The sequence below is a fragment of the Arthrobacter sp. NPDC080073 genome, assembly GCF_040686575.1.
In the GTDB taxonomy this organism is placed as follows: Bacteria; Actinomycetota; Actinomycetes; order Actinomycetales; family Micrococcaceae; genus Arthrobacter.
The window spans coordinates 97,769-121,635 of sequence record NZ_JBFBKR010000014.1 but is presented as its reverse complement, the minus strand read 5'-3'; the positions used below and the strand labels follow the sequence as shown (position 1 = coordinate 121,635).

At 64.0% G+C, this 23,867-nt stretch carries 26 protein-coding genes; 19 read left to right on the top strand and 7 right to left on the bottom strand.

Annotated features, from left to right (window positions below):
- Positions 1 to 242 precede the first annotated feature (242 nt).
- The gene (locus AB0O52_RS16305; RefSeq protein WP_364539449.1) at positions 243 to 1,517 is read left to right on the top strand and encodes an MFS transporter; all 1,275 of its coding nucleotides are present in this window, start codon (positions 243 to 245) and stop codon (positions 1,515 to 1,517) included.
- 1 nt (position 1,518) lies between these two features.
- Here the strand turns inward: AB0O52_RS16305 and AB0O52_RS16300 are convergent, their stop codons facing one another.
- From AB0O52_RS16300 to AB0O52_RS16275, 6 genes are all read right to left on the bottom strand, one after another.
- Positions 1,519 to 2,091 (bottom strand): MOSC domain-containing protein, encoded by a 573-nt coding sequence (locus AB0O52_RS16300; protein WP_364539435.1) that lies wholly within the window; start codon positions 2,089 to 2,091, stop codon positions 1,519 to 1,521.
- 664 nt (positions 2,092 to 2,755) lie between these two features.
- Positions 2,756 to 3,670, bottom strand: a complete 915-nt coding sequence (locus AB0O52_RS16295; RefSeq protein WP_364539433.1) for a patatin-like phospholipase family protein — start codon at positions 3,668 to 3,670, stop codon at positions 2,756 to 2,758.
- Between the two features lie 195 nt (positions 3,671 to 3,865).
- Positions 3,866 to 5,020, bottom strand: coding sequence for an ABC transporter ATP-binding protein (locus tag AB0O52_RS16290; protein ID WP_364539430.1), 1,155 nt, complete (start codon positions 5,018 to 5,020; stop codon positions 3,866 to 3,868).
- Positions 5,017 to 6,627 carry an iron ABC transporter permease gene (locus tag AB0O52_RS16285; protein ID WP_364539428.1) on the bottom strand — a complete coding sequence of 537 codons (1,611 nt, stop codon included), beginning with the start codon at positions 6,625 to 6,627 and terminating at the stop codon, positions 5,017 to 5,019. The genes AB0O52_RS16290 and AB0O52_RS16285 overlap by 4 nt, the downstream gene beginning before the upstream one ends.
- Before the next feature lie 4 nt (positions 6,628 to 6,631).
- The gene (locus AB0O52_RS16280; protein WP_364539426.1) at positions 6,632 to 7,690 is read right to left on the bottom strand and encodes an iron ABC transporter substrate-binding protein; all 1,059 of its coding nucleotides are present in this window, start codon (positions 7,688 to 7,690) and stop codon (positions 6,632 to 6,634) included.
- Between the two features lie 176 nt (positions 7,691 to 7,866).
- Positions 7,867 to 8,439, bottom strand: coding sequence for a Chromate resistance protein ChrB (locus AB0O52_RS16275; protein WP_364539423.1), 573 nt, complete (start codon positions 8,437 to 8,439; stop codon positions 7,867 to 7,869).
- Between the two features lie 201 nt (positions 8,440 to 8,640).
- Here AB0O52_RS16275 and AB0O52_RS16270 point away from each other — a divergent pair, with 201 nt between their 5' ends.
- The 18 genes from AB0O52_RS16270 (at position 8,641) to AB0O52_RS16185 (ending at position 22,748) form a co-directional block, all read left to right on the top strand.
- Entirely contained in the window at positions 8,641 to 9,753 is a 1,113-nt protein-coding gene (locus AB0O52_RS16270) for a hypothetical protein (RefSeq protein WP_364539420.1), read from the top strand.
- Positions 9,754 to 9,896: 143 nt separating this feature from the next.
- Positions 9,897 to 10,151, top strand: coding sequence for a flagellar FlbD family protein (locus AB0O52_RS16265; protein WP_269994903.1), 255 nt, complete (start codon positions 9,897 to 9,899; stop codon positions 10,149 to 10,151).
- Between the two features lie 3 nt (positions 10,152 to 10,154).
- Entirely contained in the window at positions 10,155 to 10,979 is an 825-nt protein-coding gene (locus AB0O52_RS16260) for a MotA/TolQ/ExbB proton channel family protein (RefSeq protein WP_364539417.1), read from the top strand.
- Positions 10,976 to 11,773: a flagellar motor protein MotB gene (locus AB0O52_RS16255; protein ID WP_364539414.1), complete on the top strand. Its 798-nt coding sequence runs from the start codon at positions 10,976 to 10,978 to the stop codon at positions 11,771 to 11,773. Before AB0O52_RS16260 ends, AB0O52_RS16255 begins: the two co-directional genes overlap by 4 nt.
- 78 nt (positions 11,774 to 11,851) lie before the next feature.
- Positions 11,852 to 12,292, top strand: coding sequence for a helix-turn-helix transcriptional regulator (locus AB0O52_RS16250; RefSeq protein WP_364539411.1), 441 nt, complete (start codon positions 11,852 to 11,854; stop codon positions 12,290 to 12,292).
- Between the two features lie 163 nt (positions 12,293 to 12,455).
- A complete protein-coding gene (locus tag AB0O52_RS16245) occupies positions 12,456 to 12,866 on the top strand; it encodes a TOBE domain-containing protein (protein WP_364539408.1) in 411 nt (136 codons plus the stop codon).
- Positions 12,863 to 13,675, top strand: a complete 813-nt coding sequence (modA, locus tag AB0O52_RS16240) for a molybdate ABC transporter substrate-binding protein (RefSeq protein WP_364539405.1) — start codon at positions 12,863 to 12,865, stop codon at positions 13,673 to 13,675. Before AB0O52_RS16245 ends, modA begins: the two co-directional genes overlap by 4 nt.
- Before the next feature lie 66 nt (positions 13,676 to 13,741).
- Positions 13,742 to 14,161 (top strand): VOC family protein, encoded by a 420-nt coding sequence (locus tag AB0O52_RS16235; RefSeq protein WP_364539403.1) that lies wholly within the window; start codon positions 13,742 to 13,744, stop codon positions 14,159 to 14,161.
- Positions 14,162 to 14,276: 115 nt separating this feature from the next.
- Positions 14,277 to 15,173, top strand: coding sequence for a flagellar motor switch protein FliM (locus AB0O52_RS16230; protein WP_364539400.1), 897 nt, complete (start codon positions 14,277 to 14,279; stop codon positions 15,171 to 15,173).
- Positions 15,170 to 15,928 (top strand): flagellar motor switch protein FliN, encoded by a 759-nt coding sequence (gene fliN, locus AB0O52_RS16225; RefSeq protein WP_364539397.1) that lies wholly within the window; start codon positions 15,170 to 15,172, stop codon positions 15,926 to 15,928. Before AB0O52_RS16230 ends, fliN begins: the two co-directional genes overlap by 4 nt.
- On the top strand, positions 15,929 to 16,381 hold the full coding sequence (fliO, locus tag AB0O52_RS16220; RefSeq protein ID WP_364539395.1) for a flagellar biosynthetic protein FliO: 453 nt from the start codon (positions 15,929 to 15,931) through the stop codon (positions 16,379 to 16,381).
- A gap of 119 nt (positions 16,382 to 16,500) precedes the next feature.
- A complete protein-coding gene (gene fliP, locus AB0O52_RS16215) occupies positions 16,501 to 17,253 on the top strand; it encodes a flagellar type III secretion system pore protein FliP (protein WP_364539392.1) in 753 nt (250 codons plus the stop codon).
- Positions 17,253 to 17,528 carry a flagellar biosynthesis protein FliQ gene (fliQ, locus tag AB0O52_RS16210; protein WP_078106307.1) on the top strand — a complete coding sequence of 92 codons (276 nt, stop codon included), beginning with the start codon at positions 17,253 to 17,255 and terminating at the stop codon, positions 17,526 to 17,528. Before fliP ends, fliQ begins: the two co-directional genes overlap by 1 nt.
- Position 17,529: 1 nt before the next feature.
- Positions 17,530 to 18,288 carry a flagellar biosynthetic protein FliR gene (locus AB0O52_RS16205; RefSeq protein WP_364539388.1) on the top strand — a complete coding sequence of 253 codons (759 nt, stop codon included), beginning with the start codon at positions 17,530 to 17,532 and terminating at the stop codon, positions 18,286 to 18,288.
- Positions 18,288 to 19,391 (top strand): EscU/YscU/HrcU family type III secretion system export apparatus switch protein, encoded by a 1,104-nt coding sequence (locus tag AB0O52_RS16200; RefSeq protein WP_364539386.1) that lies wholly within the window; start codon positions 18,288 to 18,290, stop codon positions 19,389 to 19,391. Before AB0O52_RS16205 ends, AB0O52_RS16200 begins: the two co-directional genes overlap by 1 nt.
- A gap of 61 nt (positions 19,392 to 19,452) precedes the next feature.
- The gene (locus AB0O52_RS16195) at positions 19,453 to 21,498 is read left to right on the top strand and encodes a flagellar biosynthesis protein FlhA (protein ID WP_364539384.1); all 2,046 of its coding nucleotides are present in this window, start codon (positions 19,453 to 19,455) and stop codon (positions 21,496 to 21,498) included.
- The gene (locus AB0O52_RS16190) at positions 21,476 to 22,495 is read left to right on the top strand and encodes a hypothetical protein (RefSeq protein ID WP_364539382.1); all 1,020 of its coding nucleotides are present in this window, start codon (positions 21,476 to 21,478) and stop codon (positions 22,493 to 22,495) included. Before AB0O52_RS16195 ends, AB0O52_RS16190 begins: the two co-directional genes overlap by 23 nt.
- Before the next feature lie 4 nt (positions 22,496 to 22,499).
- Positions 22,500 to 22,748 (top strand): carbon storage regulator, encoded by a 249-nt coding sequence (locus AB0O52_RS16185; RefSeq protein WP_284982022.1) that lies wholly within the window; start codon positions 22,500 to 22,502, stop codon positions 22,746 to 22,748.
- Positions 22,749 to 23,093: 345 nt separating this feature from the next.
- Here the strand turns inward: AB0O52_RS16185 and AB0O52_RS16180 are convergent, their stop codons facing one another.
- A complete protein-coding gene (locus tag AB0O52_RS16180) occupies positions 23,094 to 23,663 on the bottom strand; it encodes a hypothetical protein (protein WP_364539379.1) in 570 nt (189 codons plus the stop codon).
- Between the last annotated feature and the right edge of the window lie 204 nt (positions 23,664 to 23,867).

Below are 23,867 nucleotides of genomic sequence, written 5' to 3'. Positions count from 1 at the left end.
CCCGACGGCGCGCCCGATCCGATCAGCTGTGCTCCCCGGTTCCCTGCCATAAGAAAAGCATCGCAGAGGGGTCCGACTTTTTAGGCGGGACAACCTGTCCAGCCGAAAGATCGAAGGATCGCCAGAAAATCGGGCAGGGCGCGGGCGCGCTAAGCGAGTCCCGCCCAGCTCTGGCGGGGGTAGCCGAAGCAGACGAGAATGGGTTGGTGGTTCCCCCTCGTCCGGGCGGGGACGGCACCTTGATGAACCCCGCCGCCAGAAAGATTCAAAGCATCTTTCTTACGTTGACCCTTGGCAATACCCTTGCGGCCTCGTTCATCTGGGGGATCAATACCCTCTTCCTGCTGGATGCGGGACTCAGCAACCTCGAGGCCTTTGCGGCGAACGCCTTCTTCACGGCCGGGATGGTCGTTTTCGAAGTGCCCACAGGGGTGGTGGCCGATGGTTGGGGCCGCCGGGTTTCCTTCCTCCTGGGCACGGTGACGCTGGCCGGGTCCACCTACCTCTACTATCTGCTCTGGCAGCTTTCCGCCCCGTTCTGGTGGTGGGCCGTGGTGTCGGTATTGCTCGGTCTGGGCTTCACTTTCTTCTCGGGCGCGGTGGAGGCCTGGCTCGTCGACGCGTTGCGCTTCACTGGATATGACGGCGGCCTGGAGACGGTGCTTGGGCGCGGACAGATGGTGTCGGGCGCTGCCATGCTTGCGGGCTCGGTGGCTGGCGGGGTGATCGCGCAGGTGACCAACCTGGGCGTGCCGTTCCTGGTTCGCGTGGGAGTGCTCCTCGCCATGTTCGTCGTGGCCTTCTTGCTCATGCGCGACGTCGGGTTCACCCCCGAACGTTCTGCCCATCCACTCCAGGCGACCCGCGCCGTCCTCGACGCCTCGATCGAGAACGGTTTGAAAAATCCACCCGTACGGTACGTGATGCTGGCAGCGCCGTTCAGTGCCGGCGTCGGGATCTATGTGTTCTATGCCCTACAGCCGTACCTACTTCAGCTCTTCGGTGACCGGCGCGCATACTCCGTGGCCGGGCTGGCCGCGGCCATCGTGGCCGGAGCGCAGGTGTTGGGCGGGTGGCTTGCCCCCCGTATCCGCCGCCTGGTTCGCAAACGCACCACGGTGTTGATTCTGAGCGGAGTGGTGAGCGCATCGATTCTGGTGGTGCTCGGGTTCACGAATGTTTTCTGGGTGGCCCTGGTCTTATTGACATTCTGGGCCATGGTCGATTCGGCAGCCACACCGGTGCGGCAGGCCTACGTGAACGACATGATCCCGTCGAAGCAGCGGGCAACAGTGCTGAGCTTCGACTCGCTCATGGGATCAAGCGGGGGAGTCGTGGTGCAGCCGCTGCTCGGCAGGGCCGCTGATGTGTACGGGTACTCCGCATCTTTGGCGATCAGCGGCGTCGTCGAGCTGATCGCGGTGCCGTTCCTCCTGGCGAGTCGTCGGCAGCGCTCTGTGGCTGATCAGGCCAACTCCTCGATCGCTGCATCCGACGCGGAACCCCGTAGGAGTTGACCTACGGAAGCCGTGAAGACCGGAGCAGCGTGGCCTCGCCGGCCTTGTCGGGGTCAAGCGGCAACGGGCTAATTAGCACAGCTGGGCCACGATGCAGAGTGCCATCCGAAAGCGGTTGGCAGCGCACGCCGCCCCGGCCTCGCATGGCGGCGTGCGCGCCCGGAGCCAGGACTTGGTCCATCCAAGCGCAGGGATGGGCAGGCCGCCCGCCCCGAAACCGCACAACGCGGCCACGGGATTCCAACGCGAACTCTTCGCCGATCAGGGGAGCCAGGTGGGCTCCTCTCAGGACTACGTTGCGGCGGGTGAGGAGCGGGTCAAAGGGTGCGACGCCCAGCTCAGCGGCCATGGCTTCGAGGGACTCGATGGCTATCAGGGTGACTGCGGCATCCATGTGCGCGGCCTTGCCGAAGAACCGGTCACCGACAATGCCCTTGCCGCTTACGACGTCGACTTGCTCGGCATCCGTGGTGGGCACCTCGGCGGCTCCATCGCGTGCGCGGCCGAAATAGGCGTGGCCGGATGACACGAGAAGATGCAGGATCTCCACGTCGTATCTGTAGCTTGGCATCATGCCATAAGGCTATGCCTGTCCGGGGCCGGCAACCCCCGGGCGCTCTAATCTGAGACCTTAAGAGCTAGTTCTTACGGCGTTGGAAATCAGCGAACGCTCCGATGCCGGTTCCAACAAGCGCGATACCAGCAAGTATCGACCACCATGGCTGCATACTCCCGGCGGCCGTTATTAATAGCAGAACCGCGACCAGCGCAAATAGAAGCAGGGAAATAGGCATGTCACGAGTACCTTTAGGAGTCAAAACACGCTTCCTTGATCGAGGCGATGCCTGGAATCTCTCCAGCAAGACCACCGCCGGCGAGAACGACCCCACTGGCGACAAGCGCGACAAGTAGAAGACTTCCCATTGAACCTAGCTTAGATCTGTTGACATGGATTACCTTTCAGAGAGACAGGCGTTTCATAATCAAATTATGCGTGTGAGGCAAATGAGACAAGAGTTTTTATGAAACAGGTCGAGGGAATTGTTTGGTTATTCCCAAGTGGGAATAGCCGATTACGTTTCTCTCGTACGTATCAATACTCAACTCATAGTCCGTCGCCCACTCAGTTTATGACTTTTGACCACTCAATTTCAGGTATCCATTACTCAACCTCGGTCGGCCTCCTAGGCATGAACGGTTGTCGTCACGCCTACAGCGTCAGTTGGGTTCGCGAGTACTCAGCCCCAGAACTCGGAGAGCTGCCCGGCAAGGGCTCTGCCTTGCTCGTAACCCGCGCGGGCCGCGGCCGGACGCAGTGACAGATCCATGGCATTGGCGCCGAACATGTGCTCGGAGTTGCTGTCCGGGAAGATCGTTTCGACTCTGCTTCCGCGTGCGCGGAGTTCGTCGACCTGCGTTGCAAGATGCGTGCCCCACTCCTTCGGTTGCAGTGATCTGCCACCGAAGGGCGAGAGCACCAGGACCCGCCCGTATCCGGCAGCCAAATCGGCATTCTCGGCGTTGGATCGGTAACCGCCGTCGATGTATCGGTTGTCTCCAATCCTGTAAGGCATACCACTGGAACAGCTGGCGGCCACGGCGTCCGCCAGGGGGACTCCGCAGTCGCGATCGAAAGCGACCGGTTCACCGGTACGGGCATCGACCGCCGTGATAACCACCGTTCGTTCCGGCCAGTGCTGGCCGGGTAGCCGCGCGGCGACCGTGGTGCGCCATTGTGTTGACCAGGAGCCATTCGATGCCGCATCCATCTCCAGCGCTGCCGCGCCCATTCGCCGGCGCATGTCAGCCACGTCTTGAGCATCGGCGATGATCTTGTTGATCCGCTCCAGGTGGTTCACCACCGGCCTGGCCGGTGTGCGTCCACCGCCGGACCCCATCGGGGCAGTCCGAGGCGGGGGTGGAGCGGCAAGGATGGCGGCAAGCAGTTCGGCCGGTGGTGCACCGGTGATCTGGGCCGCGGCCGTCGACCCCGCCGACGTGCCGATGGTCAGATCGGCGTCGGTCACGTCCAGCCCGGCCTCGAAGAGGCCGGCGACGACGCCGATCAGCCAGGCATTGCCTGTCGATCCGCCGCCGCCGAGGACCAACGCCCGCTCGCGGGAGTGCAAAGGTAAAGAAGATGGTGTGTTCATGGGAGTCGCCTTTCGCGAATTGCCTGTGTGGCGCTCCCGGTGGCGACTAGGTCAGTCGCGCGATCGTGGACTGCAGGGGAGCACCCATTGGGGATACTGCGTTCATGGGACTCACCTCCTACCGATTGATCACGATCGCCGCAACGCTAACACGCCCGCGATGCGGCGCGCAATCGGCGGCATCACGCCCATTCTCTAATCCTCCACGGGGAACGCCACGCCTTCGCCCACCACACGGAGGCACAGTTCGGTGCCGGGCTTGGTGATGGAAGCGTTCCAGTGCCGGATGGTGATGATCTCGCCGCCCCCCGGGTAGGCCAAGGATGCGCCGGCCGCCGCAACGCGCGGAGCGAGCTTGATCCGCACTGTTGTCTCGGGGCCGAAGTAGTCGGTATCAACCACCACGCCGCGGATGGGACCATCGGGAGCAATCCGGATCTGCTCCGGGCGGAGCATCAACTGCACGAGGCCCTGTGCCGGGGGACGGCGTACGGGTATGCCGCCCAGGGAACACGTGGCCAGGGAGCCTTCCATCCACGCGTCCAGGATGACGGCATCACCGAGGAATTCGGCTGTTGCCCGGTCTGCGGGGCGCGTGTACACAACGAACGGGTTGCCGATCTGCGCCAGCTTGCCGCCGCGCATGATCGCCACTTGATCCGCGAAAGACAGGGCCTCGGCTTGATCGTGCGTCACCAAAATGGTGGTGACCCCGGCTTCGTTCAAGACCTTCGCTACGGCGCGCCGGGTGGCCACGCGGAGGCCGGCGTCGAGCGCGGAGAACGGCTCGTCGAGCAGCATGAGTTGCGGTTCGCGGGCCAGTGCGCGGGCGAGCGCCACTCGTTGCTGCTGGCCCCCCGAGAGCTGGTGGGGCCGCCTCTTTGCCATGTCCGCATCGAGGGAAACCATGTCGAGCAGCTCCTGGACGCGCGTCTTTACGGCGCGGCGGCCGCCGTCGAGCGCTGACTTGTCCAGCCCGAACGCGATGTTCTGCCCCACCGTAAGGTGCGGGAAGAGCGCGCCGTCCTGGGCTACATAGCCAACATGCCGCTTGTGGGCGGGCACCCAGATACCGTCGCCGGCTACCTTGTTTCCGTTGAGGCTGATGGAACCGGTGTCCGGGTGCTCAAAGCCGGCGATCAGGCGCAACAGGGTGGTCTTGCCGGATCCGGAGGGCCCGACGATGGCGGTTGTTCCGCCCTTGGCTACCGAGAGGTTCACGCCCTTCAGCACGGCTTGGGAGCCGAAGTTCTTGGTGACTTCGGCGATGTCCAGATGCGTGTTGGTGGTGGGAGCCACCGAAGCCGCTACGCGGGGTGACGGAAGCCTTGAGGGGGATTGTTCGGTCACTGTCCGGCTACTTTCTTGGACTGTTGGAAAAGCAAGTACGTCATGGGGGCAGACAACAGGATCATGAGCAAGGCGTAGGGTGCCGCGCCCGAATAGTCGATCTCGCTGCTCTTGCTCCAGAATTCGGTGGCCAGGGTGTGCGTGCCGTTGGGGGACAGCAGCAGTGTTGCCGTCAGCTCGTTGACGATGGCTAGGAACACCAGCGCAGCCCCGCCGGCGGCGGCCGGAGCTGTGAGGCGCAGCGTCACTTTCAGGAAAGACACCAGCGGGGCCTTTCCGAGCGATTGCGCGGCCTCGTCGAGTTCCTTGGGAGCCTGGGCCAGTCCTGAGCGGATGTTGACCAGGGCCCGCGGCAGGAACAGCAGTACGTAGGCCGCAATCAGGACCCCGGAGGTCTGGTACACGCCCGGAACCACCCGGATGCTCACGGTCACGAAGGCGAGGCCCACCACGATGCCGGGCAGGGAGCTGGTGACGTAGTTGGAGAGTTCAAGCATCTTGCTGAACCAGCTCGGGTGCCGCACGGCCAGATAGGCCATGGGGAAGCCGACGACGATTGTCGCCGCTGCGCCGACCGTGCCATACGCGAGGGTCTGGAGCAGTGCCGGAAGGAATTCGTCGGCCGACCAGACGCGGGCGCCACCCACCACCACCCAGCGCAGCACAAAAAAGACCGGCAATCCGAAGGCCAGGACCGTGAGGGCAAGCAGGGCGAGCTGGGACGGAATCTGGTAGTGGTGCAGGGGAAGCCTGGTCGGCTTGGCCTGAGCGCCGGAACCGATACGGGCATAGCGTGCTGTACCGCGGCTCCTGACTTCGGCCAGGAGCAGGATGAGGCAGAAAAACACCAGGACGCTCGCCAACATGTTCCCGGCGGTGCCATTGAACGTGGATTGGAACTGGGTCATGATCGCGGTGGTGAACGTGTCGAAGCGGATCATCGCGAACGCGCCGTATTCAGCCAGCAGGTGCAGCGAGACCAGGAGGGCGCCACCGGTCATGGCGATCCGTAGTTGAGGCAGGACAACCCGGAAGAAGACGGCCCATGGTCCCAAACCAAGGGAGGCTGCGGACTGCTCAATGGCCGGGTCGAGACGCCCCAGCGTGGCCGCCGCGGGAATGTAGACAAGGGGGAAATAGGACAAGGTGGCGATGAGTACGCCGGACCAGATGCCCTCCAGCGAGGGGACCGCGGTCACCCACGCGTAGCTGTTGACGAATGCCGGGATGGCCAGCGGGGCCGCCAGGGCCACGGCCCACCAGCGATGCCCCCGCAGCTTCGTCCGCTCCACGAGCCACGCCCCACCGACTCCCAACACCAGGCATATGGGCACCGTGAAGACCACGAGCATGACCGTGTTCAGGAGCAACTCGCCAACGCGCGGCCGGAAGATGAGCGCGACGGCGGTGTCCCACCCGGTCGCGGCCGTCATGTAAGCGACGTACCCCAGCGGGATGAGCGAAAAAAGTGCGATCAGCACGGCCAGGAGGGAAATCGCAGAAACGCCGAAAGGCGGGCGGGGGCGCTTGCCCCTGCCCGCCGTCGTCGTGCTCGCCGAAGCCTCGGGAATTTCCGGGGAGATGCGGGCCGATAGATCAGTGGTCACAGAATTACAGCAGTCCTGCCTTGGTCATCAGGTCGGTGACCTTTGCGGAGTTCAATTTGGCCGGATCCACGGTGGGAGCTTGCAGATCCTTGATGGGAACGAGTTTAGCGTTCGAGTCCACCTTGGAAGCGATGGCGTATTCGTAGGAAGTGCCGTTCTTGAGGACTTCCTGGCCCTGCTTGCCGGTGACGAACTTGATGAAGGCCTGGGCAGATGCGGCGTTCTTGGAGGATTTCAGCACGCCGCCGCCGGAGACGGACAGGAAGGCGCCCGGGTCCTGGTTCTTGAAGAAGTACGGGGTAACGTTCTTGGAGTTCTCGCCGGTCTTGGCCTGGTCTCCGTAGTAGTAATAGTGGTAGATCAACGCGGCGTCGACTTCGCCGGCGTTGACTGCCTTCATGGCGGTGCTGTTGCCCTTGTATGCCTTGAAGTTCTCCTTCATGCCCTTGAGCCACTCAGTGGTGGCCGCCTCGCCCTTCTGTTCGAGGAGGGCGGCAACAATGGCCTGGAAGTCAGCGCCCGACGGCGAAGCGGCCCACCGGCCCTTCCACTCCGGCTTGGCCAAATCCAGCACGGACTTGGGCAGCTTGTCGTCGCTGATCTTGGTCTTGTCATACACCAGGACGGTGGAGCGGGCGGCGATGCCGGTCCACTTGTTGGTAGACGGACGGTATTCGGCCGGGACCTGGTCCACGGTGGCCTTGTCGATGTCGGCAAAGAGGCCGGCGTTCTCAACCTGGGCCATGGCGGGGGAGTTCTCCGTGAGGAAGACGTCAGCCGGGGATGCCGCGCCTTCCTGGATGATCTGGTTGGAGAGCTCGGTATCGGAACCCTGGCGGACGGTGACCTTGACGCCGGTCTCCTTCGTGAACGCGTCCACCCACTCCTTGGTCAGGGTGTCGTGCTGGGCGTTGTAGACGGTGATTTCACCAGCCACTTTAGCGTCGGCGGACGGGGAGCCGTTGGCTGCGGAGGAGGCAGTGCCGGTGCCGCAAGCGGCGAGGCTGAGGGCGGTGGTGGCGGCGAGTGCGATGCCGGCCAGCGCTTTAGCGCGGATCTTCATGAGGGCTACTTTCTGCGAGCAAGACCTGGGGAGCCCGGGGGAAGAAAATGCGGGCTCACAGCTTGAAACTTTAGGTTAGCCATACCTAAATTTCCATCCAAAATGCCCCATCGTGACCGGAATCACATGTATTACGCAAGGTTTACGTGACCTAATGCGACTAGCGGGGGTGACCCTTAGTGAGCCTCGGACTCTTCTGCGTAGACCCTGCTTGCGTAGTCCTCCAAGGCCTGTGCACATTGGGCCAGGGCGGCATCCGCTTCAGCGGAGCCAGGTGCCCCGAAGGTGTCGCGCGCCCGGATTTTGGCGAGCCAGTTGACGAGCTTTGTGTAGTCGACCTCGTTTTCCTCCAGCTCGGCATATGTGAAGTGGTTGGCCCGGTACTCCTTCTCGATCCCGCCGAGAAAATCCTTGCAACGGTCAACGATCTCGTCGTACTCATCGGTGCGGGCCGATTGGTAGAGGTCCAGGATGTGGGAGTCGCCTGCGACGACGGTCGAAGACATAAGGATCGCCATTCCGGGCATGTCAAGGATTTCGTGGCACAGCTTCTGGAGTGCCCGCTCGGATGCCGGTGACTTCGGGAGTGCGGCGATCGAGTTTTGCAGATAGACGGCGCCCAATCCTTTGAGCCGCCGCCACACCGCCGCACGCAACCGGGTGGGCTCGGAAGGGACGCGGTAGACGAGGATCAGCCACTCGGCTGCCCCGCCTGCGTCAGGAGTGTCGGTCGATTCGGCAGGGCGCATGTTCGGATTCTAGCCGCCGCTGCTCCTGGTCTCCCGTCTCTCATCTCGCGTTGCCGTCTCGCGTTGCCAGCGCGGCGGGGTGAGGTGTTGGAAGCCCTTAACTTTTCATTCACCAGAACTGTAGAATCGGTTATGAGTGTAGAGTCACAGTCATTAGGTTGATGATCTAACAACCGTTACACCCGAGAGGGAACGAGACCCTTGAATACCACCGCGTTGCTCCTGTCGGTCTTCCTTGCCTGTTTGGTCGAAGCAGTGGAAGCCGCCACCATCGTCCTGGCGGCAGGCACTGCCCGTGACTGGCGTTCAGCCCTTTCCGGCGTCGGCGCCGGCCTGGTTGTCCTGGCCGCCGTCGTCATCGTCTTCGGGCCCGCGATCGCCATGATTCCCTTGGATATCCTGCGCATTTTCGTCGGAGGGCTCCTCCTTGTCTTCGGCCTCCAGTGGATGCGCAAGGCCATCCTTCGTGCCAGCGGTCACAAGGCCCTTCATGACGAGGACGAGATCTATCGCCGGGAACTTGCCGCGGCACGGTCCGCGTCCGGGGGGTCCCGCTTCGGAGTGAGTGATTGGTACGCCTTTACTCTTTCCTTCAAGGGGGTCCTGCTCGAAGGGCTGGAAGTTGCGTTCATCGTGGTCACCTTCGGCAACATCCAGGGCCAACTTGGACTGGCTGCGTGGACCGCCGCAGCGGCAGTTGCCGCGGTGGCCGTTGCGGCGGTCATCGTACGCGGACCCCTTTCCCGGGTCCCGGAGAACACCATGAAGTTCATTGTCGGCATCATGCTGACGAGCTTTGGCATCTTCTGGGGCGCCGAGGGTGCAGGCGCCGTATGGCCGGTGGCTGACCTTTCCCTGCTGGTCATCATCCCGGCGTTGGCGGTCATCGCCCTGGTGATCGTGATTTTGCTTCGCCGCCGTCCGTCCAAGGCAACGCCCGCCGCGGGGTCCGCGCCAGGCCATTCCGGCCCGGGATTCGGCGGCGCCATCCCCGACGGCGGTTCTACGGCTGGAGCATCGTTGGAATCAGCTGATCCGGAAACCGCCCCAGCGCGGACCCGCACCGTGATCGCGGGGGCGACCCCTCCTGAAGCGCGCAAGACCTCGGTGACGGCGGCCCTGAAACGGTTCGGTATGTTCTGGTACGACTTCATCATTGGCGACGACTGGAGGGTGGCCCTCGCCGTAGCCGCGTCCTTTGCGGTCACTGCGGCACTGAGTTCAGCCGGATTCGGGGGATCCTGGTTGGTGGTCCCCGCCGTCGCAGTTTTGACGCTTCCGATGGCGCTTGCCCGCTTGGTCCGCAAGTCCTGATCGCGGGTCGGTGGACCTCGGCTGCTGGGGTAGCTGGAGCGACGCAGATCGGGCTGCAAGCTAACGCAAGCGTGTTGCTGGCCGACAGTAGGAACTGAACCGCCCTCCTACAAGCGCCTCCCTACCTAAAGCAGAAACGGCCCATGATCGTTGTCACCCGCCTGAACGGCACCCGCTTTGCCGTGAACCCGGACATCATTGAACGGATCCACGAAAGTCCGGACACCCATCTGGTGACGCTCGACGGCGCTACGTACGTTGTGCGGGAAAGCCTCGCGGAGGTCGTGGAACTGATTGCGAACTACCGGGCCTATATTCTTCGGCGGGCACAGGATCTCCCCACCGTGACGGGCTATCCCTTGAGCCTCGTGCGCACACCGGACCCGGACGGAAGGTAAGCCATGGATCCGTCAACAATAATCGGCCTGTTCCTGGCCTTCGGCTCGGTGGTCGCCATGGTGACCCTCGAAGACGCCAACCTCATGGCCCTCCTGCTTCCTGCACCCATGGTCCTGGTCTTCGGTGCCACCCTGGCCGTAGGTCTGGCCGGGAACACCTTCCGGGACACGGTGCGGGCGTTCAAGGACCTCCCCAAAGCGTTCAAAGGAAAGACGGACAAGCCGCAGGACAGCATCGACCAGCTGATCGGCTTTGCAGAGAGGGCGCGGAGCGAGGGTCTCCTCTCCCTTGAAGAGGCGGCTGCGGACGAGAAGGATCCCTTTCTGGCCCGGGCCCTCCAGAACATCGCCGACGGCACGGACGCCGAAGAGCTGCGCATCCTCATGGAAGACGAGATCGACTCCAAGATGCGCAGCGACCACGTCTCCGCCAAATTCTTCGCCAGCTTGGGCGGCTACGCACCAACCATCGGCATTATCGGCACGGTGGTATCGCTGACCCACGTCCTTGAAAACCTCTCCTCTCCCGATCATCTGGGACCAATGATCGCCTCCGCCTTCGTGGCTACCCTCTGGGGTTTGTTGTCCGCGAACTTCATCTGGCTGCCGTTCGCCTCGCGGCTCAAGCGGCTCTCCGAGCTCGAAATCGAGCGGATGACCCTCCTGATGGAGGGCATTCTGGCCGTGCAAAACGGGACCCAGCCTCTCCTGCTCGCCGAACGGCTCCGCGCCATGTTTCCCGCGGACAGGCTCGGCAAGGCGAAATCCGCAAAGAAGAGCGACGACGAAGCCCGCCCCGGCAAATTCGCTTCGTCCAAGGCAGCATGAGGTCCCGCCGCCGCCGCGGTTCTCCTCCGGCGGAAGAACACGTCGACGAACGCTGGATGGCTTCCTACATGGACATGGTCACGGTGCTCATGTGTATGTTCATCGTTCTCTTCGCAATGTCCACGGTGGACCAGGCCAAATTCGACAAGCTCCGCAATTCGCTGGCCACCGGTTTCGGCACGGTGGCGAGCCAGAAAGTGGACACCGCCACCGGGACCGTCGTTCCACCGGAATACACAGCTGCCGACGCCCAGGGATTCTCCAACCTGGACCTGGCGCTCAAGGAAGCGGACCGGCTCACCGCCTTGCGCATCGACATGAAGTCCAAGCTCGACGCCGCGGGGCTGGGTGCCAATGTGCAGTTCCAGATCAGCGAACGCGGACTCACGGTGAAGCTCGTGGGATCGCAAACCTTCTTCGAACCCGACCGCCCGGAACTCACGGCCCGCGCGAGCCAGGTCCTTGGCATGATTGCACCGCCCATGGCCAAGGCGGCCCTTGAAGTCATGGTGGAAGGCCATGCCGCCAACGGCATCACCTCGTACCCCTCCACCTGGGAGCTTTCTTCTGCGCGCTCCGTCAACGTCCTGAGGTACCTCGTCGACCATGGGGGCATAGCGGCCGGGCACATCGGCGCCGTCGCTTTCGGTTCCGCGAGGCAGGTCAACGACGATTCCACCGAGGCGCTCATGGAACTCAACCGCAGGGTCGACGTCGTCGTCCTCTCGGATAAACCCGAAGTGGTCCGCGCCCTCATCCCCGAGGCGCTCAAGGCGAGGGCCGGCGGCCAATAGGGCAGCGGTTGTCGCGCAGGTGACGGGACTGCGTCGGGATCCGTGGAAATGGCCAGCGCGCCGAGGTACGCTCGTGGCATGACCCCGGAAGACATCGCCAGGCTTACGTATTTGCGCAAGGCCCGCGACCTGATCGACCGCGAGTACGCCAAGCCGCTTGACGTGCCGACCATGGCCAGCCATGCGTTCATGTCACCGGCGCACTTCTCGCGGCAGTTCCGGGCAGCCTACGGCGAGACCCCTTACAACTACCTCATGACCCGCCGAATCGAGCGCGCGATGGCACTCCTGCGCGGCGGAATGAGTGTGACCGACGCATGCATGGAGGTCGGTTGTACGTCGCTTGGCTCTTTCAGCTCGCGTTTCACGGAACTCGTGGGCGTGCCGCCGAGCACTTACCGCGCCCGCGAGCACCTGGCCGTTATCGCCATGCCTGCGTGCGTGGCGAAGATCCGCACGAGGCCCACCCGTAACGAAGCGAACAAGCGTCGGGAAGCGCTCGCGGTCGCCGCAGACTGACTACTCCGGAGTAGGCCCACACACGCCAGAGGTCCGCCCCAGTGGGGCGGGACCTCTGCTGCGTCCGGGACGCCTACCAGCCGGGACCACCGGGAATACCGTCACATTTGATTTGCGGAAGATACACGCCCTCATCACCGCATTTGAGGCTTATTGTGAAGCTATGCCAAATATTCGAGTATCTGAAGCCGCCCGGTTCCTGGGCGTCAGCGACGACACCGTCCGGCGTTGGACCGAGAACGGCACCCTGACCCCCGTCAAGGATGACTCCGGGCGGCTGGCCGTGGATGGGCTGGAACTTGCCCACGTCGCGCGGGACCAGGCCCAGCTGCCCGAGGATCCCACCCGGGTGGGCCGCTCGGCACGCAACCGCTTCGTCGGCCTGGTCACCGGCATCACGGCCGACAAGGTCATGGCACAGGTGGAACTGCAATGCGGTCCGTTCCGCGTCGTCTCCCTCATGAGCAGCGAGGCGGTCCGGGAGCTCGGGCTCGAACTCGGCTCGGTGGCCACAGCCGTGGTCAAGGCGACCACCGTCATCATCGAAACTCCCCAAGGAAAGAGCACCATATGAGGATCACCCGCAAGCCTTTCGCCGCGCTGCTCGTTGCCGGCGCCCTCGCGGCCAGCCTGGCCGGCTGCGGTTTAGGAAGTCCCGCCAGCACTGTAAGCAGCGGATCCGATAGCTCCAGCGCGACGCCAAAGCTTTCAGGCACAGTGACGGTTTACGCGGCCGCCTCGCTGAAGGCAACGTTCACCAAGCTGGCCGGCGAATTCGAGGCCGCGAACCCGGGTACCAAGGTCGCCTTGAGCTTCGCCGGGTCCTCCGACCTCGTCACGCAGATCACCCAGGGCGCTCCGGCGGACGTCTTTGCCTCGGCAGATACGAAGAACATGGCCAAGCTTTCCGACGCCAAGCTCCTCGACGGAACGGCCAGGAACTTCGCCACCAACGTCTTGACGATTGCCGTCCCGCCGTCCAACCCGGCGTCGATCAGTTCCTTCGCGGACCTGGCCAAACCAGGAGTCAAGGTGGTGGTCTGCGCGAGCCAAGTACCCTGCGGTTCCGCCGCCCAAACCATCGAAAAGGCCGCCGGAACAGCCCTCAAGCCCGTCAGCGAAGAGTCTTCCGTGACGGACGTCCTGGGCAAGGTCGCCTCCGGAGAGGCCGACGCCGGCCTCGTCTACGTTACCGACGTCAAGGGCGCCGGAGACAAGGTCAAGGGCATCACCTTCCCCGAGTCGGACAGGGCCGTCAACACCTACCCGATCGGCACCGTGGGCACCAGCAAGAACAAGGACCTGGCCGCGGCTTTCATCGCATTGGTGACGGGAAGCGAAGGCAAAAAGGTTCTCGGCGACGCCGGCTTCGGAACGCCTTAGGCCCCTGCAAAGAACCGAGCAGGATTCGAGAAGCGCTCGTCACCGCGCCGGACTAGCGTCGTTGCCATGACTATTTCACTGCAGTACTCACACATCACTGTCAACGATCCCGACGAAGCACTCACCTTCTACCGGGACGCCCTCGGCCTCGAGGTGCTCAACGACGTCGCGCAGGGCGGATTCCGTTGGGTGACGCTCGGCAGCGCAAACCAGCCGGGCGTTGAAATCGTGCTTTCCGAACCGCACGCGGGCCGGTCCAAGGCCGACGGCGACTCCCTCCAGGAACTGGTCACCAAGGGGGTCCTGGGCCCGATCGTCTTCCGTACCGACGACGTCGACACGCTCTTCGAAAAGGTCAGGGCTTCCGGCGCGGAGGTCATGCAGGAGCCGATCGACCAGCCATGGGGTCCCCGCGACTGCGCCTTCCGCGATCCTTCGGGCAACATGGTGAGGATCAACCAGGCGCCGGCGCCTAAGCCAGCCTGAGTTCGTGGGTGACGGCCGGCGGCTGCGTTCCGAAACGCAGCCACCGGCCGTCACCCACGAACCCGCCCAAAACCAGTCCCTTACGCCCCCGCTTTCCTTGCCGATAGTGGCAACCGTGAGTGAACAGGAAGATCAATCGGCGGGACGGCAGCGCACCGTGGACGTCTATGACTTCCGCAGGCCCACCACCTTGCCGCGCCAGCACAGCCGCGTCCTCGAAGTCGCGTTCGAGACGTTCGCCCGCCAATGGGGAACGCAGCTCACAGCCAAGGTCCGCGTGAAATCCACCGCGACCCTGGAACAGCTCATCATGCAGAGCTACGACGAATACGCCGCATCCCTGCCTTCGGTCACCTCGATGGTCCTGTGCCGCATTGAGGGCAGCGAGTCGCGCCTGGTCATGCAGTTTCCAGCCACCGCGGCATTGTCCTGGGTCACCCGCATGTTGGGCGGGGCCAGTGAGACGGCGGTCCCGGATCGGAAGTTCACCCAGATCGAGCAGGCCCTCATCAGCCGCATGGTGGAAGACGGACTGGAGGACCTGAGCTATTCGCTTGGTGCCCTCCTGACCACCCCGGTGCGTATGGACGTCATCCAGTACAACTCCCAGTTCGCCCAGGCCGCTGCTCCGGCGGAGCTCATGATCGTGGCCTCTTTCACCGTGAAGGTGGGCGAAAGCCTTGCCGCAGCAAGTCTCGCGATTCCCGCCGACATCCTCCTTTCCGGGCTCGGCGACGTGAATCCCACTGTCCACAGCCGCGACACCGAGGCACTGGTCCGGGCCCAGGTCACCCAGGTGCCGGTAGACGTTGCCATCCAGTTGAGCCCCACACCAGTGACGCCGGCGCAGATCCTGGGCCTCGCCGTCGGGGACGTCATTGCGCTGCCGCACCTGGAGAACCGGCCGTTCGACGTCGCCATCAACGGCACCCGCCTGGCCACCGCAGCACCGGCCCGCAACGGCTCCCGTGCAGCCGCCGTCATCGTCACAATCGAGGAGAACCAGCGATGAGCATCACCCTGACCCTGCACGAGTCCGCGGCCGAGCGTCTGGCCATGCAATTGCCGACTCCCGCCACGCTGCACGTCTCCGGCATTGTCCCGTCCCAGGCCGCTGCGGCATATGCACCCCTCGCGGTCACGGCCACTTTCGTGGGCGCCGTGACCGCGGACTTCGCCCTCATCCTCACGGACCGTTCCTTCCTGGCGGCCGCCGGCGGGTTGAGCGGCGGCACACCCCAAGGCGGGCTGCCCAGCGGAGTCGTGTCGGCCGTCGACATCTTGCGTCCAGCGATGGAACACGCAGCCGACGCGTTCGACGCCGGCGTGCTGGGGGAGTTGCGCGAAGAAGACGCCGCCGGGCTGCTCTCGGACTCCGAAACCGCTGTTTTCGAACTGCGCCAGTCTCCCTCGTCCGACGGCGGGCAGGCGTTCGGCTGGTTCGCCGTCCGGGTCCGCGAACACGGGACAGTGCAGGACACGGCTGCCGCTCGGAATACCCACTCCGGCGCTGTTTCGGCCCGCCTCGGACTGATCAGCAACGTCGAAATGGCCCTCACCGTGGAAATCGGCCGTACCCGCATGTCCGTGCGCGACGCCCTCGCCCTGGAACCGGGCAAAGTGATCGAACTGGACCGCTCGGCCGGTGCACCCGCGGACGTCCTCCTCAACGGGCGCCTGATCGCCCACGGTGAAGTCGTCGTCGTGGACCAGGACTACGCCGTGCGCATCACCCGCATCCTGGACGTCGCCGAGGGAATCTACTAGATGGATTCGCTCATCCTCGGGCTGCGCGTGCTCGTGGCCCTGGGCGCGGTGCTGGGACTCATCTGGGTCCTGCAGCGCCGCCTCCTCAAAGGAAAGGCCAAGGGCCGACGCCGGGCCAACACCACCCTGACGGTGGTCAGCCGGCAGACTGTCGGCCAAAAGGCCTCGGTGGTGGTGGTCGACGCCGGCGACAAGCGCTTCCTCTTGGGTGTCACCGAGCACGCCATCAACGTCCTGCACAGCGGCGACGTCCCCGTGGAAGTTCCGGAGAACTCTCCGGCACCCGAGAGCTTCGCCGACATTTTCCGCGACGCCGGTGGCCCCGGGCTCAGGCGCCGCAGCGAGATCCACCGCCGAAGCGAGCTGGACAAAGCCCAGCCCATGGACGGCTCGATCCTTGCCGGTTCCACCTGGCGGCAGGCCGCCGAGGCCATCAGGGGACGCCGGAATTGATCCTGACCCTTGGGCCTGCCGATGCCCGCAGCACCGGCAGGATATTGCTTGCGGTGCGCAGAACGCTTCCCGCGGTGCTCTGTGTCCTGTTGCTGACGGCTCTTTTCCTATGGCTGGGCATGTCAACCGGACATGCTGCCCCGGTCAGCCCTACGCCACCCACTGCCCCGGCAACTCCTACCGCACCGGCCCAACCCTCCAACGGCAACGTCAGCATCAACATCAATGGGCTCGACGGAAAGCCATCCACTGCGGTGGTGACCCTGATCGGGATCACACTGCTCTCCGTCGCCCCCGCCCTGCTGCTCATGATGACCTCGTTCACCAAGATCTTCGTGGTGCTGGCCATGACACGCAACGCCTTGTCCCTCCCGTCCATCCCGCCCAACCAGGTGTTGGCCGGGCTCGCGCTCTTCCTGTCCCTGTTCGTGATGTGGCCGGTGATTTCGGAGATCAACAACGTCGGCATCCAGCCCTACCTGAACGGGACGCTGGACTTCAACGGAGCCGTTTCGGCCGGATCCGCGCCACTCCAGCACTTCATGGGTGCCCACACCCGGCAGGAAGACATTGCCCTCATGACCCGGGCGGCCAAGCTGGAAAACCCGGCCAACCCCCAATCTGTCCCGTTGCAGACCCTTATCCCGGCGTTCATGATCTCCGAGCTCCGGGCAGCGTTCATCATCGGTTTCGTCATCTTCATCCCGTTCCTGGTGATCGACCTGGTGGTCTCGGCCGCGCTGATGTCCATGGGCATGATGATGCTTCCGCCGGTGATGATCTCGCTGCCCTTCAAGATCCTGCTGTTCATCCTGGTGGATGGCTGGGGACTCGTGATCACCGCCCTGATCCAGAGTTATTCGGGCGGCTGATGGATACCAACGCCGTCCTGGACATTTGCCTCCAGGCCCTCATTCTCGCGGCCAAGCTTGCCGCGCCCGCCTTGGTGACCGCGCTGGTGGTGGGCCTCGCCATTTCCCTCCTGCAGTCCATCACCCAGCTTCAGGAAGCCACCCTCTCCTTCGTGCCCAAGGCAGTAGCTGTGGCCGTGGCCTTGGTGGTGTGCGGACACTGGATGATCACCGAAGCTGTCTCCTTCACCAACGAGCTCTTTGCCCGGATCCCCGGGCTGATCGGCGGAGCGTGAAGTGGAACTCCCCTTCAACCAGTCCTGGCTTGAGGTCCTGTTGTTGGCCACCGTCCGGATGACGGCGTTCTTGGTGGTGGCCCCTCCCTTCTCGCACCAGGCAATTCCGCTGCGCATCAAAGCGATGCTCGGCATTGGTTTGGGGCTGGCCGTTTCCCAGCGCCTGTCGGTCGGCTACACGTCCAAGGACACAGCCGGCTTCATCACGGCCGTGGTCCTTGAACTCGTGACCGGCCTGGTCCTTGGCTTCCTCGTGCTGCTCGTCTTCGCGGCCATCCAATCGGCCGGAAGCCTGATCGACCTCTTCAGCGGGTTCCAAATGGCCCAGGGCTTCGACCCCCAGATGATGATCAACGGCGCCCAATTCACCCGGCTGATGCAGATGGCCGCCCTGGCCCTGCTTTTCGCCTCCGACGGCTACCAGCTGGTGGTCGGCGGCTTGACCGGTAGTTTCACGGCCTTGCCGCTGGCCGGGGGACTGGACATGGCACAGCCGGTGCACGCGATGGTTTCGGCTGTTACCGGGATGTTCCTTTCGGCTGTGCAAATCGCCGGACCCCTGTTGGTGGTGCTGGTGCTCGCCGACATCGGGCTGGGACTCCTCACCCGCGTCGCGCCCGCACTGAACGCTTTCGCCCTGGGCTTCCCGCTCAAGGTCTTCATCACCCTGGGGCTCGCTGGTTTCCTTTTCCTGGCACTGCCGCGGCTCGTTGCCATGCTCGCCGAGCAGGCAGCAAACACACTCATGGGGGTGGGCTGATGTCGGATTCACAGGAGAAAACCGAGCAAGCCACTGACAAACGGATGCAGGAAGTCCGGTCCAAGGGGCAGCTTTCCCGCTCGCAGGACCTCACCTCCTGGCTCGCCGTCGGGTCCGCGGCAGCGATGATCCCGTCCACCATCGAGCGTGCCTCCAACGCTGCGGCGGACCAACTGTTCACCGTCCGCGGAGTCATCGCGAACCCCGAGCCTGCCAAAGCCGTGGCAGCGCTCGAAGCCGGATTCGGTTCCTTGGCCCAAGTGCTGGGGCCCTTGTTCGTGGTGGTCCTGGTGGCAGTGCTTGCCGGATCCGCGTTGCAGGGCGGCATCCATTTCAAGAAGTTCCGCGCTGAGTTCGAACACTTCAACCTCGTCAGTGGCCTCAAGCGGATCTTCGGCGGCCAGGCCCTGTGGGGCGGGCTGAAAGCGCTCCTGAAGACCGCCGTCGTCGGGCTTGTCCTCTACGCGGTAGTGCAAGGGCTCGTCCCGGTGCTGCTCACCGCAGGGGGACTGCCGGTGTCCGGTATCCTTTCGGCAGCGGCCGGGGGAATCGGTTCTTTGATCCAGTTCGCCGTGCTCGCGGGGCTGGTCCTGGCCGCCGCGGACATCTTTGTGGTGATGCGCCGCAACCGCAAGAAGACGCGCATGTCCAAGAAGGAAATCAAGGACGAAAACAAGAACAGCGACGGCGATCCCCTCATCAAGTCCCAGCGGCGCTCGCGGCAATTGAGCATGAGCCGGAACCGCATGATCGGCGCGATCGCGGACGCCGACGTCGTGATCGTCAACCCGACGCACGTGGCCGTGGCGCTGAAGTACGACGCCGGCAAAGCGGCACCTCGCGTCGTGGCCAAGGGAGCGGGGGTGATCGCCGCCCGCATCAGGGAAGAGGCGGAGGCGAAATCGGTGCCGATGGTCCAGGACATCCCGCTCGCGAGGGCACTGCACTCGGCCTGCGAGCTGGGCCAGGAAATCCCCGTGGAGTTGTACCGGGCCGTTGCAGGAGTCCTGGCGTTCGTCATGTCGCTCAAGGCCAGGGGAGCGGCACGCGGAATGCACCGTTTGCCGGGCGTGGCAGGAACCCCCTCAGGAACCCCCGCATGAGCCGGAGCACGAGAGCCCGCACCGCACCCAGCAACCACACCACCCCGGACAGGACACAGAAATGAACAGATTCGCCAGGCTCACCGTGCCGGTGGGAATCGTGGGCATCGTGCTGCTGCTGGTGGTTCCCGTTCCGGCACCGCTGCTGGACTTCCTGATCGTCTGCAACATCCTGCTGGCCCTGTTGATCCTGCTCACCAGCATGTTCGTCAAGAAACCCCTGGACTTCTCCGTCTTCCCGTCCTTGTTGCTCGTGGCAACCCTGTTCCGGCTGGGGCTCAACGTCGCGTCCACCCGGCTCGTGCTGGGACAAGGATTCGCCGGACAAGTGATCGACGCTTTCGGCAAGGTCACCGTGGGCGGCTCCATGATCATCGGCGCCGTGGTGTTCCTGATCCTCGTGGTCATCCAGTTCGTGGTGGTCACCAAGGGCGCCGAACGCGTGGCCGAGGTGGGGGCACGGTTCACGCTTGACGCCATGCCCGGCAAGCAGATGGCCATCGACGCGGACCTCAACGCCGGCCTCATCACGGACGCCCAGGCCCGCAAGCGCCGCGCCGAGGTGTCCGCAGAGGCCGACTTCTACGGCGCCATGGACGGGGCCTCGAAGTTCGTCAAGGGCGATGCCATCGCGGGCATCATCATTATCATCATCAACTTCGTTGGCGGCATCGCCATCGGCGTGCTCCAGCGCGGCATGAACGTGGGCGACGCGCTGAACTCCTACGGCCTGCTGACCATGGGCGACGGCCTCGTCACCCAGATCCCTGCCCTCCTCATGGCCGTGTCCACGGGCATGATCGTCACCCGGTCCAATGCCGAAGAGGACATGGGCCGCACGGCCTCCTCGCAGCTCATGCAGTCGCCCAACGCCTTGCTCATCGCAGGCGTGGCCGCAGTAGCGATGGCACTCATCCCCGGCATGCCCATTGTCCCCTTCCTGATGGTGGGCGCTGCCCTGCTGTTCGGCTCAAGGCGCCTCGCCGCGCAGCAGAAGAAGCAGAGTGAGGCGGAGGACGCCCAGGAAGCGGCCACCCTGAGCTCCGAAGAAGACCCCAACGAGCGTCTCATGCAGGACATGCGCGTCCACCCCCTCGAGATCTTGTTGGCTCCGGACCTTGTTGACATGGTCTCCGGTGCCTCGGACGACCTCCTGGCCCGTGTCCGTTCTTTGCGCCACAAGATCGCCATGGAGTTGGGGATCGTGATTCCGCCAGTCCGCACGCGGGACAACGTCGAGCTGCCACCGGCCACCTATGCCATCCGCATTGCCGGAGTGGAAGCCGGACGCGGCACGGCGCCGTCGGGCAAGTTGCTTGCCCTCGGCGATTACCTTGACGCGCTGCCCGGAGCCTCCACGGTGGAACCTGTGTTCGGGCTGGCCGGAAAGTGGATTCCTACCGAGATGCGCCACAGTGCCGAAATGACCGGCGCAACCGTGATCGACCGGGTTTCCGTGCTGGTGACCCACTTGTCTTCGATCGTCTCGGCCAACGCCGCAAGGCTCCTCACCCGCGAGGACGTCAGGGTCCTGACGGAAGGCGTGCGCAAGCAGAGCCCGGCCGCCGTCGAGGAACTCATTCCCGGGCTCATGTCCCTGGCCGAGGTGCAGCGGGTGCTGCAAGGCCTCCTGGAAGAACAGATCCCCATCAACGATCTTCCCCGGATTTACGAGGCCCTTGCCCTGCGCGCCAAGGTTTCCACCGAGTCCGAGGCCCTGGTCGAAACCGCCCGGCAATCCCTGGGTCCCGCGCTCGCAGCCAAGTTCCTGGACGGCACGGTGCTCAACGTGATCATGTTCGATCCGCTCCTGGAACAGTCCATGCTCGAAGACATGCGCCCGGGCGAAGGGGGTACCCAGATCGTCATGAGCCAGGCACGCCTGGACGCCGTCCTGGCTTCCGTGCAGGCATCGGTTGAGGCCGCAGCAAATGCCGGACGCCAAGCCGTCCTGGTGTGCGCCCCGGCATTGCGGCCCGCAGTCCGGCGGCTCGTGGCAGCTCCCGACGGCGGTGTTCCCGTGTTGTCCTACCGCGAAGTGACGTCCGCGAACATCCAGATCGAAACCGTGGGGGTGGTCCGCCATGCCGAAGCAATACAAGCTTAAGGGCGCGTCCCTGGACGCCATCCGGGCGAAAGCCGAGCAACAGTACGGCCCCGGGGCGCGGATCGTCTCCGCCGAGAAGGTCACCAATCCGGGCATCGCCGGGCTCTTCGCAGCCAATCGCTACGAGGCCACTATCGAAGTTCCGGCCGAGGGTTCCACCCAACTAGCTAGCAATAGTTGTCGTTTAGAGGGCTCAGAACGACAACAAGTGCGAGCTAGTTGGGATGCCCACGTTGCGGGGGAGGCGCAGCTTGCCGGGGCGGCTCACGCGTTGCAGGGGCCCGCTATCGCCGCGCTCCTGGAGCAAGCCGACGCCGCCGAGATGGATCTGCACCGTCCCGCGGCAGCCGTTTCAACCGCCTCCCCGGATTTCGCCGGGATATTGGAGCAGCTGGGGAAGGAGTTCCAGGTCTCCGGACCACAAACGCAAGGGATCCTGAACGCGTTGCCGGCCCCCGCCGTCGGGCACGCCGTTCCTGTGCCCGTACCTGCGCCACTTGCCGGCAGCGGCAACCTGGTCATCCTGCTTGGCCTCGGCGACGACGCTCTGGGACCAGCGCTGGAAATGTCCATCGCCGAAGGCGGTTCCGACGTCCGGACGGCCGGAGCGTTGACCGCTTTCGGCCACCTTCACGTGGCGGGGCGCCAGGGCGCGACGGCGGCTCGCGCCCAAGCGGTGCTCACCGGACAAACCGTGCTGGTGGCCTACGGACTCGGCAGGCAAGGCGAAGCCGTGAAGCACGCGGCGGACATCGCAGCCCTCGCCGCAGACCAGTTGTGGCTGGTTGTTGACGCCGGGCGGAAAGCGGAAGACACGGCAGCCTGGGTCCGGGCGCTTTCTGCCGGTCTCGCCGCCGAACGTGTCCGTGTCGACGCCCTCGCTGTTTTCGGAGCGTCGGAGACCGGAACTCCCGAGACTGTCAACGGCCTCGGTTTTCCCATCGGGTGGGTGGACGGCAAGCCCGCCCGCGTTCCAGTGCTCGGAAAGGTAGATTGAGAGCATGCTGGTACTGACACGCAAGCCGGGCGAACAGATCATGATTGGTGAGGACATCGTCATCACCGTCATGGAAGGCCGCGGCGACGGCGTGCGGATCGGGATCGAGGCGCCCCGCGGGGTGTCCATCCAGCGTCGCGAAGTGGTCGAGGCGATCGCGGCGGCCAACCTCGCTGCTGCCCAGGCCGGCCCCGAAGCCGAGGAACTCGTTGCCGGGCTGCGTCCGCCTGCCCGGAAGCCGAAGGTCGATTAGGCGCCTCAGGTGGCGAATCTTGGCTCAGACACCCAAGTTGTCTACAAGAATGCGATCTGACTGATGGCGATGAAGATTCAGACGATTGACGAGCGGGACATGAACCTGATCTGTGTCGATCCGTCTTTCCGAGTGATAGACGTCTGGCTCGACCCGAGCAGTGGCGCTTGGGATAAGTCGCAGGCTTTCGATATTTCGTCTGGAAGCCTCTTGGAAGTACTTGAGTGGGCGAAATCGGACAGGCAATCGTGCAACTTTTCGGAGGTTTACGCCTACGATGCAAACCCGAACTCGGGACAGCCAAGTTTTATTCTCTTGCACACTGTCGTCCATCGGTAGCCCTCGCTACTCCAAGCCCAGGAACTCCTTGAGGAGCGGCAGCGAGCAATCCCGAGTCACGGCCAGGGCCCGCTCGATATTGGCGTTTTCCGCGAGGAGCATCACGTCATCCACCGTGTCGGCCTGCGCCGCCACTCCAGGTAACACTGGGTCCATGATGTCGCCGGGCAGCACAGGGCCAAGCGGCGGGTCCCCGGCTCCGCGTGGCCCCGTCAGGAGAGCCTCCACGTTGGCGGCCGCGGTTGTTTCCACTTGCTTGAGCAACACGACCAGCTCACGGTGGTGTTCGTGCAGCAGTTCCGGCCAGATCCCGGGCGGGGCCGCTGAAGCGATCATCGGCAGCGTGGCGTTGGCCGACAGGCTCCATTCGATGGCCAGGGCAGACGACTCGATATTCCGGGCAAGGGTGTCGAACCGAAGGTGTTCCAGGACCTTTTCCACGTCGGCGGCAGTGAATTTCAATCTAGGCCAGTTGCCTGCCCGAACGTGCAGCAACTGTGTTTCGAGCCGGTACAACAGCAGGTCCAGCTGTCTCCGCTCCCGCCACAGCATCGCCGATAGCTCGTCCGCCCCCACGGTTCCCCACTCCCTGGTTTGGCCTGCGGAACATGATTCCGAGGCCTCTTTTCTATCTTTTTCATGAGCGTACACGCATTGTTATTTTCCAGATGATATGTTCACTGAATACATGTCTGTTCCATGTAATCTTCGGCACGTTGCACCGTCTCGGCAGCTCGCCCATGAAGTCCCTGGAATCAGGCTTGGCAACTCAATAAACAG

What these genes read in the sequence shown, in the direction of transcription:
- AB0O52_RS16305 (WP_364539449.1), top strand. Translation starts at nt 243, where the DNA reads ATGAACCCCGCCGCCAGAAAGATTCAAAGCATCTTTCTTACGTTGACC.
- AB0O52_RS16300 (WP_364539435.1), bottom strand. Translation starts at nt 2,091, where the DNA reads ATGATGCCAAGCTACAGATACGACGTGGAGATCCTGCATCTTCTCGTG.
- AB0O52_RS16295 (WP_364539433.1), bottom strand. Translation starts at nt 3,670, where the DNA reads ATGAACACACCATCTTCTTTACCTTTGCACTCCCGCGAGCGGGCGTTG.
- AB0O52_RS16280 (WP_364539426.1), bottom strand. Translation starts at nt 7,690, where the DNA reads ATGAAGATCCGCGCTAAAGCGCTGGCCGGCATCGCACTCGCCGCCACC.
- AB0O52_RS16275 (WP_364539423.1), bottom strand. Translation starts at nt 8,439, where the DNA reads ATGCGCCCTGCCGAATCGACCGACACTCCTGACGCAGGCGGGGCAGCC.
- AB0O52_RS16265 (WP_269994903.1), top strand. Translation starts at nt 9,897, where the DNA reads ATGATCGTTGTCACCCGCCTGAACGGCACCCGCTTTGCCGTGAACCCG.
- AB0O52_RS16260 (WP_364539417.1), top strand. Translation starts at nt 10,155, where the DNA reads ATGGATCCGTCAACAATAATCGGCCTGTTCCTGGCCTTCGGCTCGGTG.
- AB0O52_RS16255 (WP_364539414.1), top strand. Translation starts at nt 10,976, where the DNA reads ATGAGGTCCCGCCGCCGCCGCGGTTCTCCTCCGGCGGAAGAACACGTC.
- AB0O52_RS16250 (WP_364539411.1), top strand. Translation starts at nt 11,852, where the DNA reads ATGACCCCGGAAGACATCGCCAGGCTTACGTATTTGCGCAAGGCCCGC.
- AB0O52_RS16245 (WP_364539408.1), top strand. Translation starts at nt 12,456, where the DNA reads ATGCCAAATATTCGAGTATCTGAAGCCGCCCGGTTCCTGGGCGTCAGC.
- modA (WP_364539405.1), top strand. Translation starts at nt 12,863, where the DNA reads ATGAGGATCACCCGCAAGCCTTTCGCCGCGCTGCTCGTTGCCGGCGCC.
- AB0O52_RS16235 (WP_364539403.1), top strand. Translation starts at nt 13,742, where the DNA reads ATGACTATTTCACTGCAGTACTCACACATCACTGTCAACGATCCCGAC.
- fliN (WP_364539397.1), top strand. Translation starts at nt 15,170, where the DNA reads ATGAGCATCACCCTGACCCTGCACGAGTCCGCGGCCGAGCGTCTGGCC.
- fliO (WP_364539395.1), top strand. Translation starts at nt 15,929, where the DNA reads ATGGATTCGCTCATCCTCGGGCTGCGCGTGCTCGTGGCCCTGGGCGCG.
- fliP (WP_364539392.1), top strand. Translation starts at nt 16,501, where the DNA reads ATGTCAACCGGACATGCTGCCCCGGTCAGCCCTACGCCACCCACTGCC.
- fliQ (WP_078106307.1), top strand. Translation starts at nt 17,253, where the DNA reads ATGGATACCAACGCCGTCCTGGACATTTGCCTCCAGGCCCTCATTCTC.
- AB0O52_RS16200 (WP_364539386.1), top strand. Translation starts at nt 18,288, where the DNA reads ATGTCGGATTCACAGGAGAAAACCGAGCAAGCCACTGACAAACGGATG.
- AB0O52_RS16195 (WP_364539384.1), top strand. Translation starts at nt 19,453, where the DNA reads ATGAACAGATTCGCCAGGCTCACCGTGCCGGTGGGAATCGTGGGCATC.
- AB0O52_RS16190 (WP_364539382.1), top strand. Translation starts at nt 21,476, where the DNA reads ATGCCGAAGCAATACAAGCTTAAGGGCGCGTCCCTGGACGCCATCCGG.
- AB0O52_RS16185 (WP_284982022.1), top strand. Translation starts at nt 22,500, where the DNA reads ATGCTGGTACTGACACGCAAGCCGGGCGAACAGATCATGATTGGTGAG.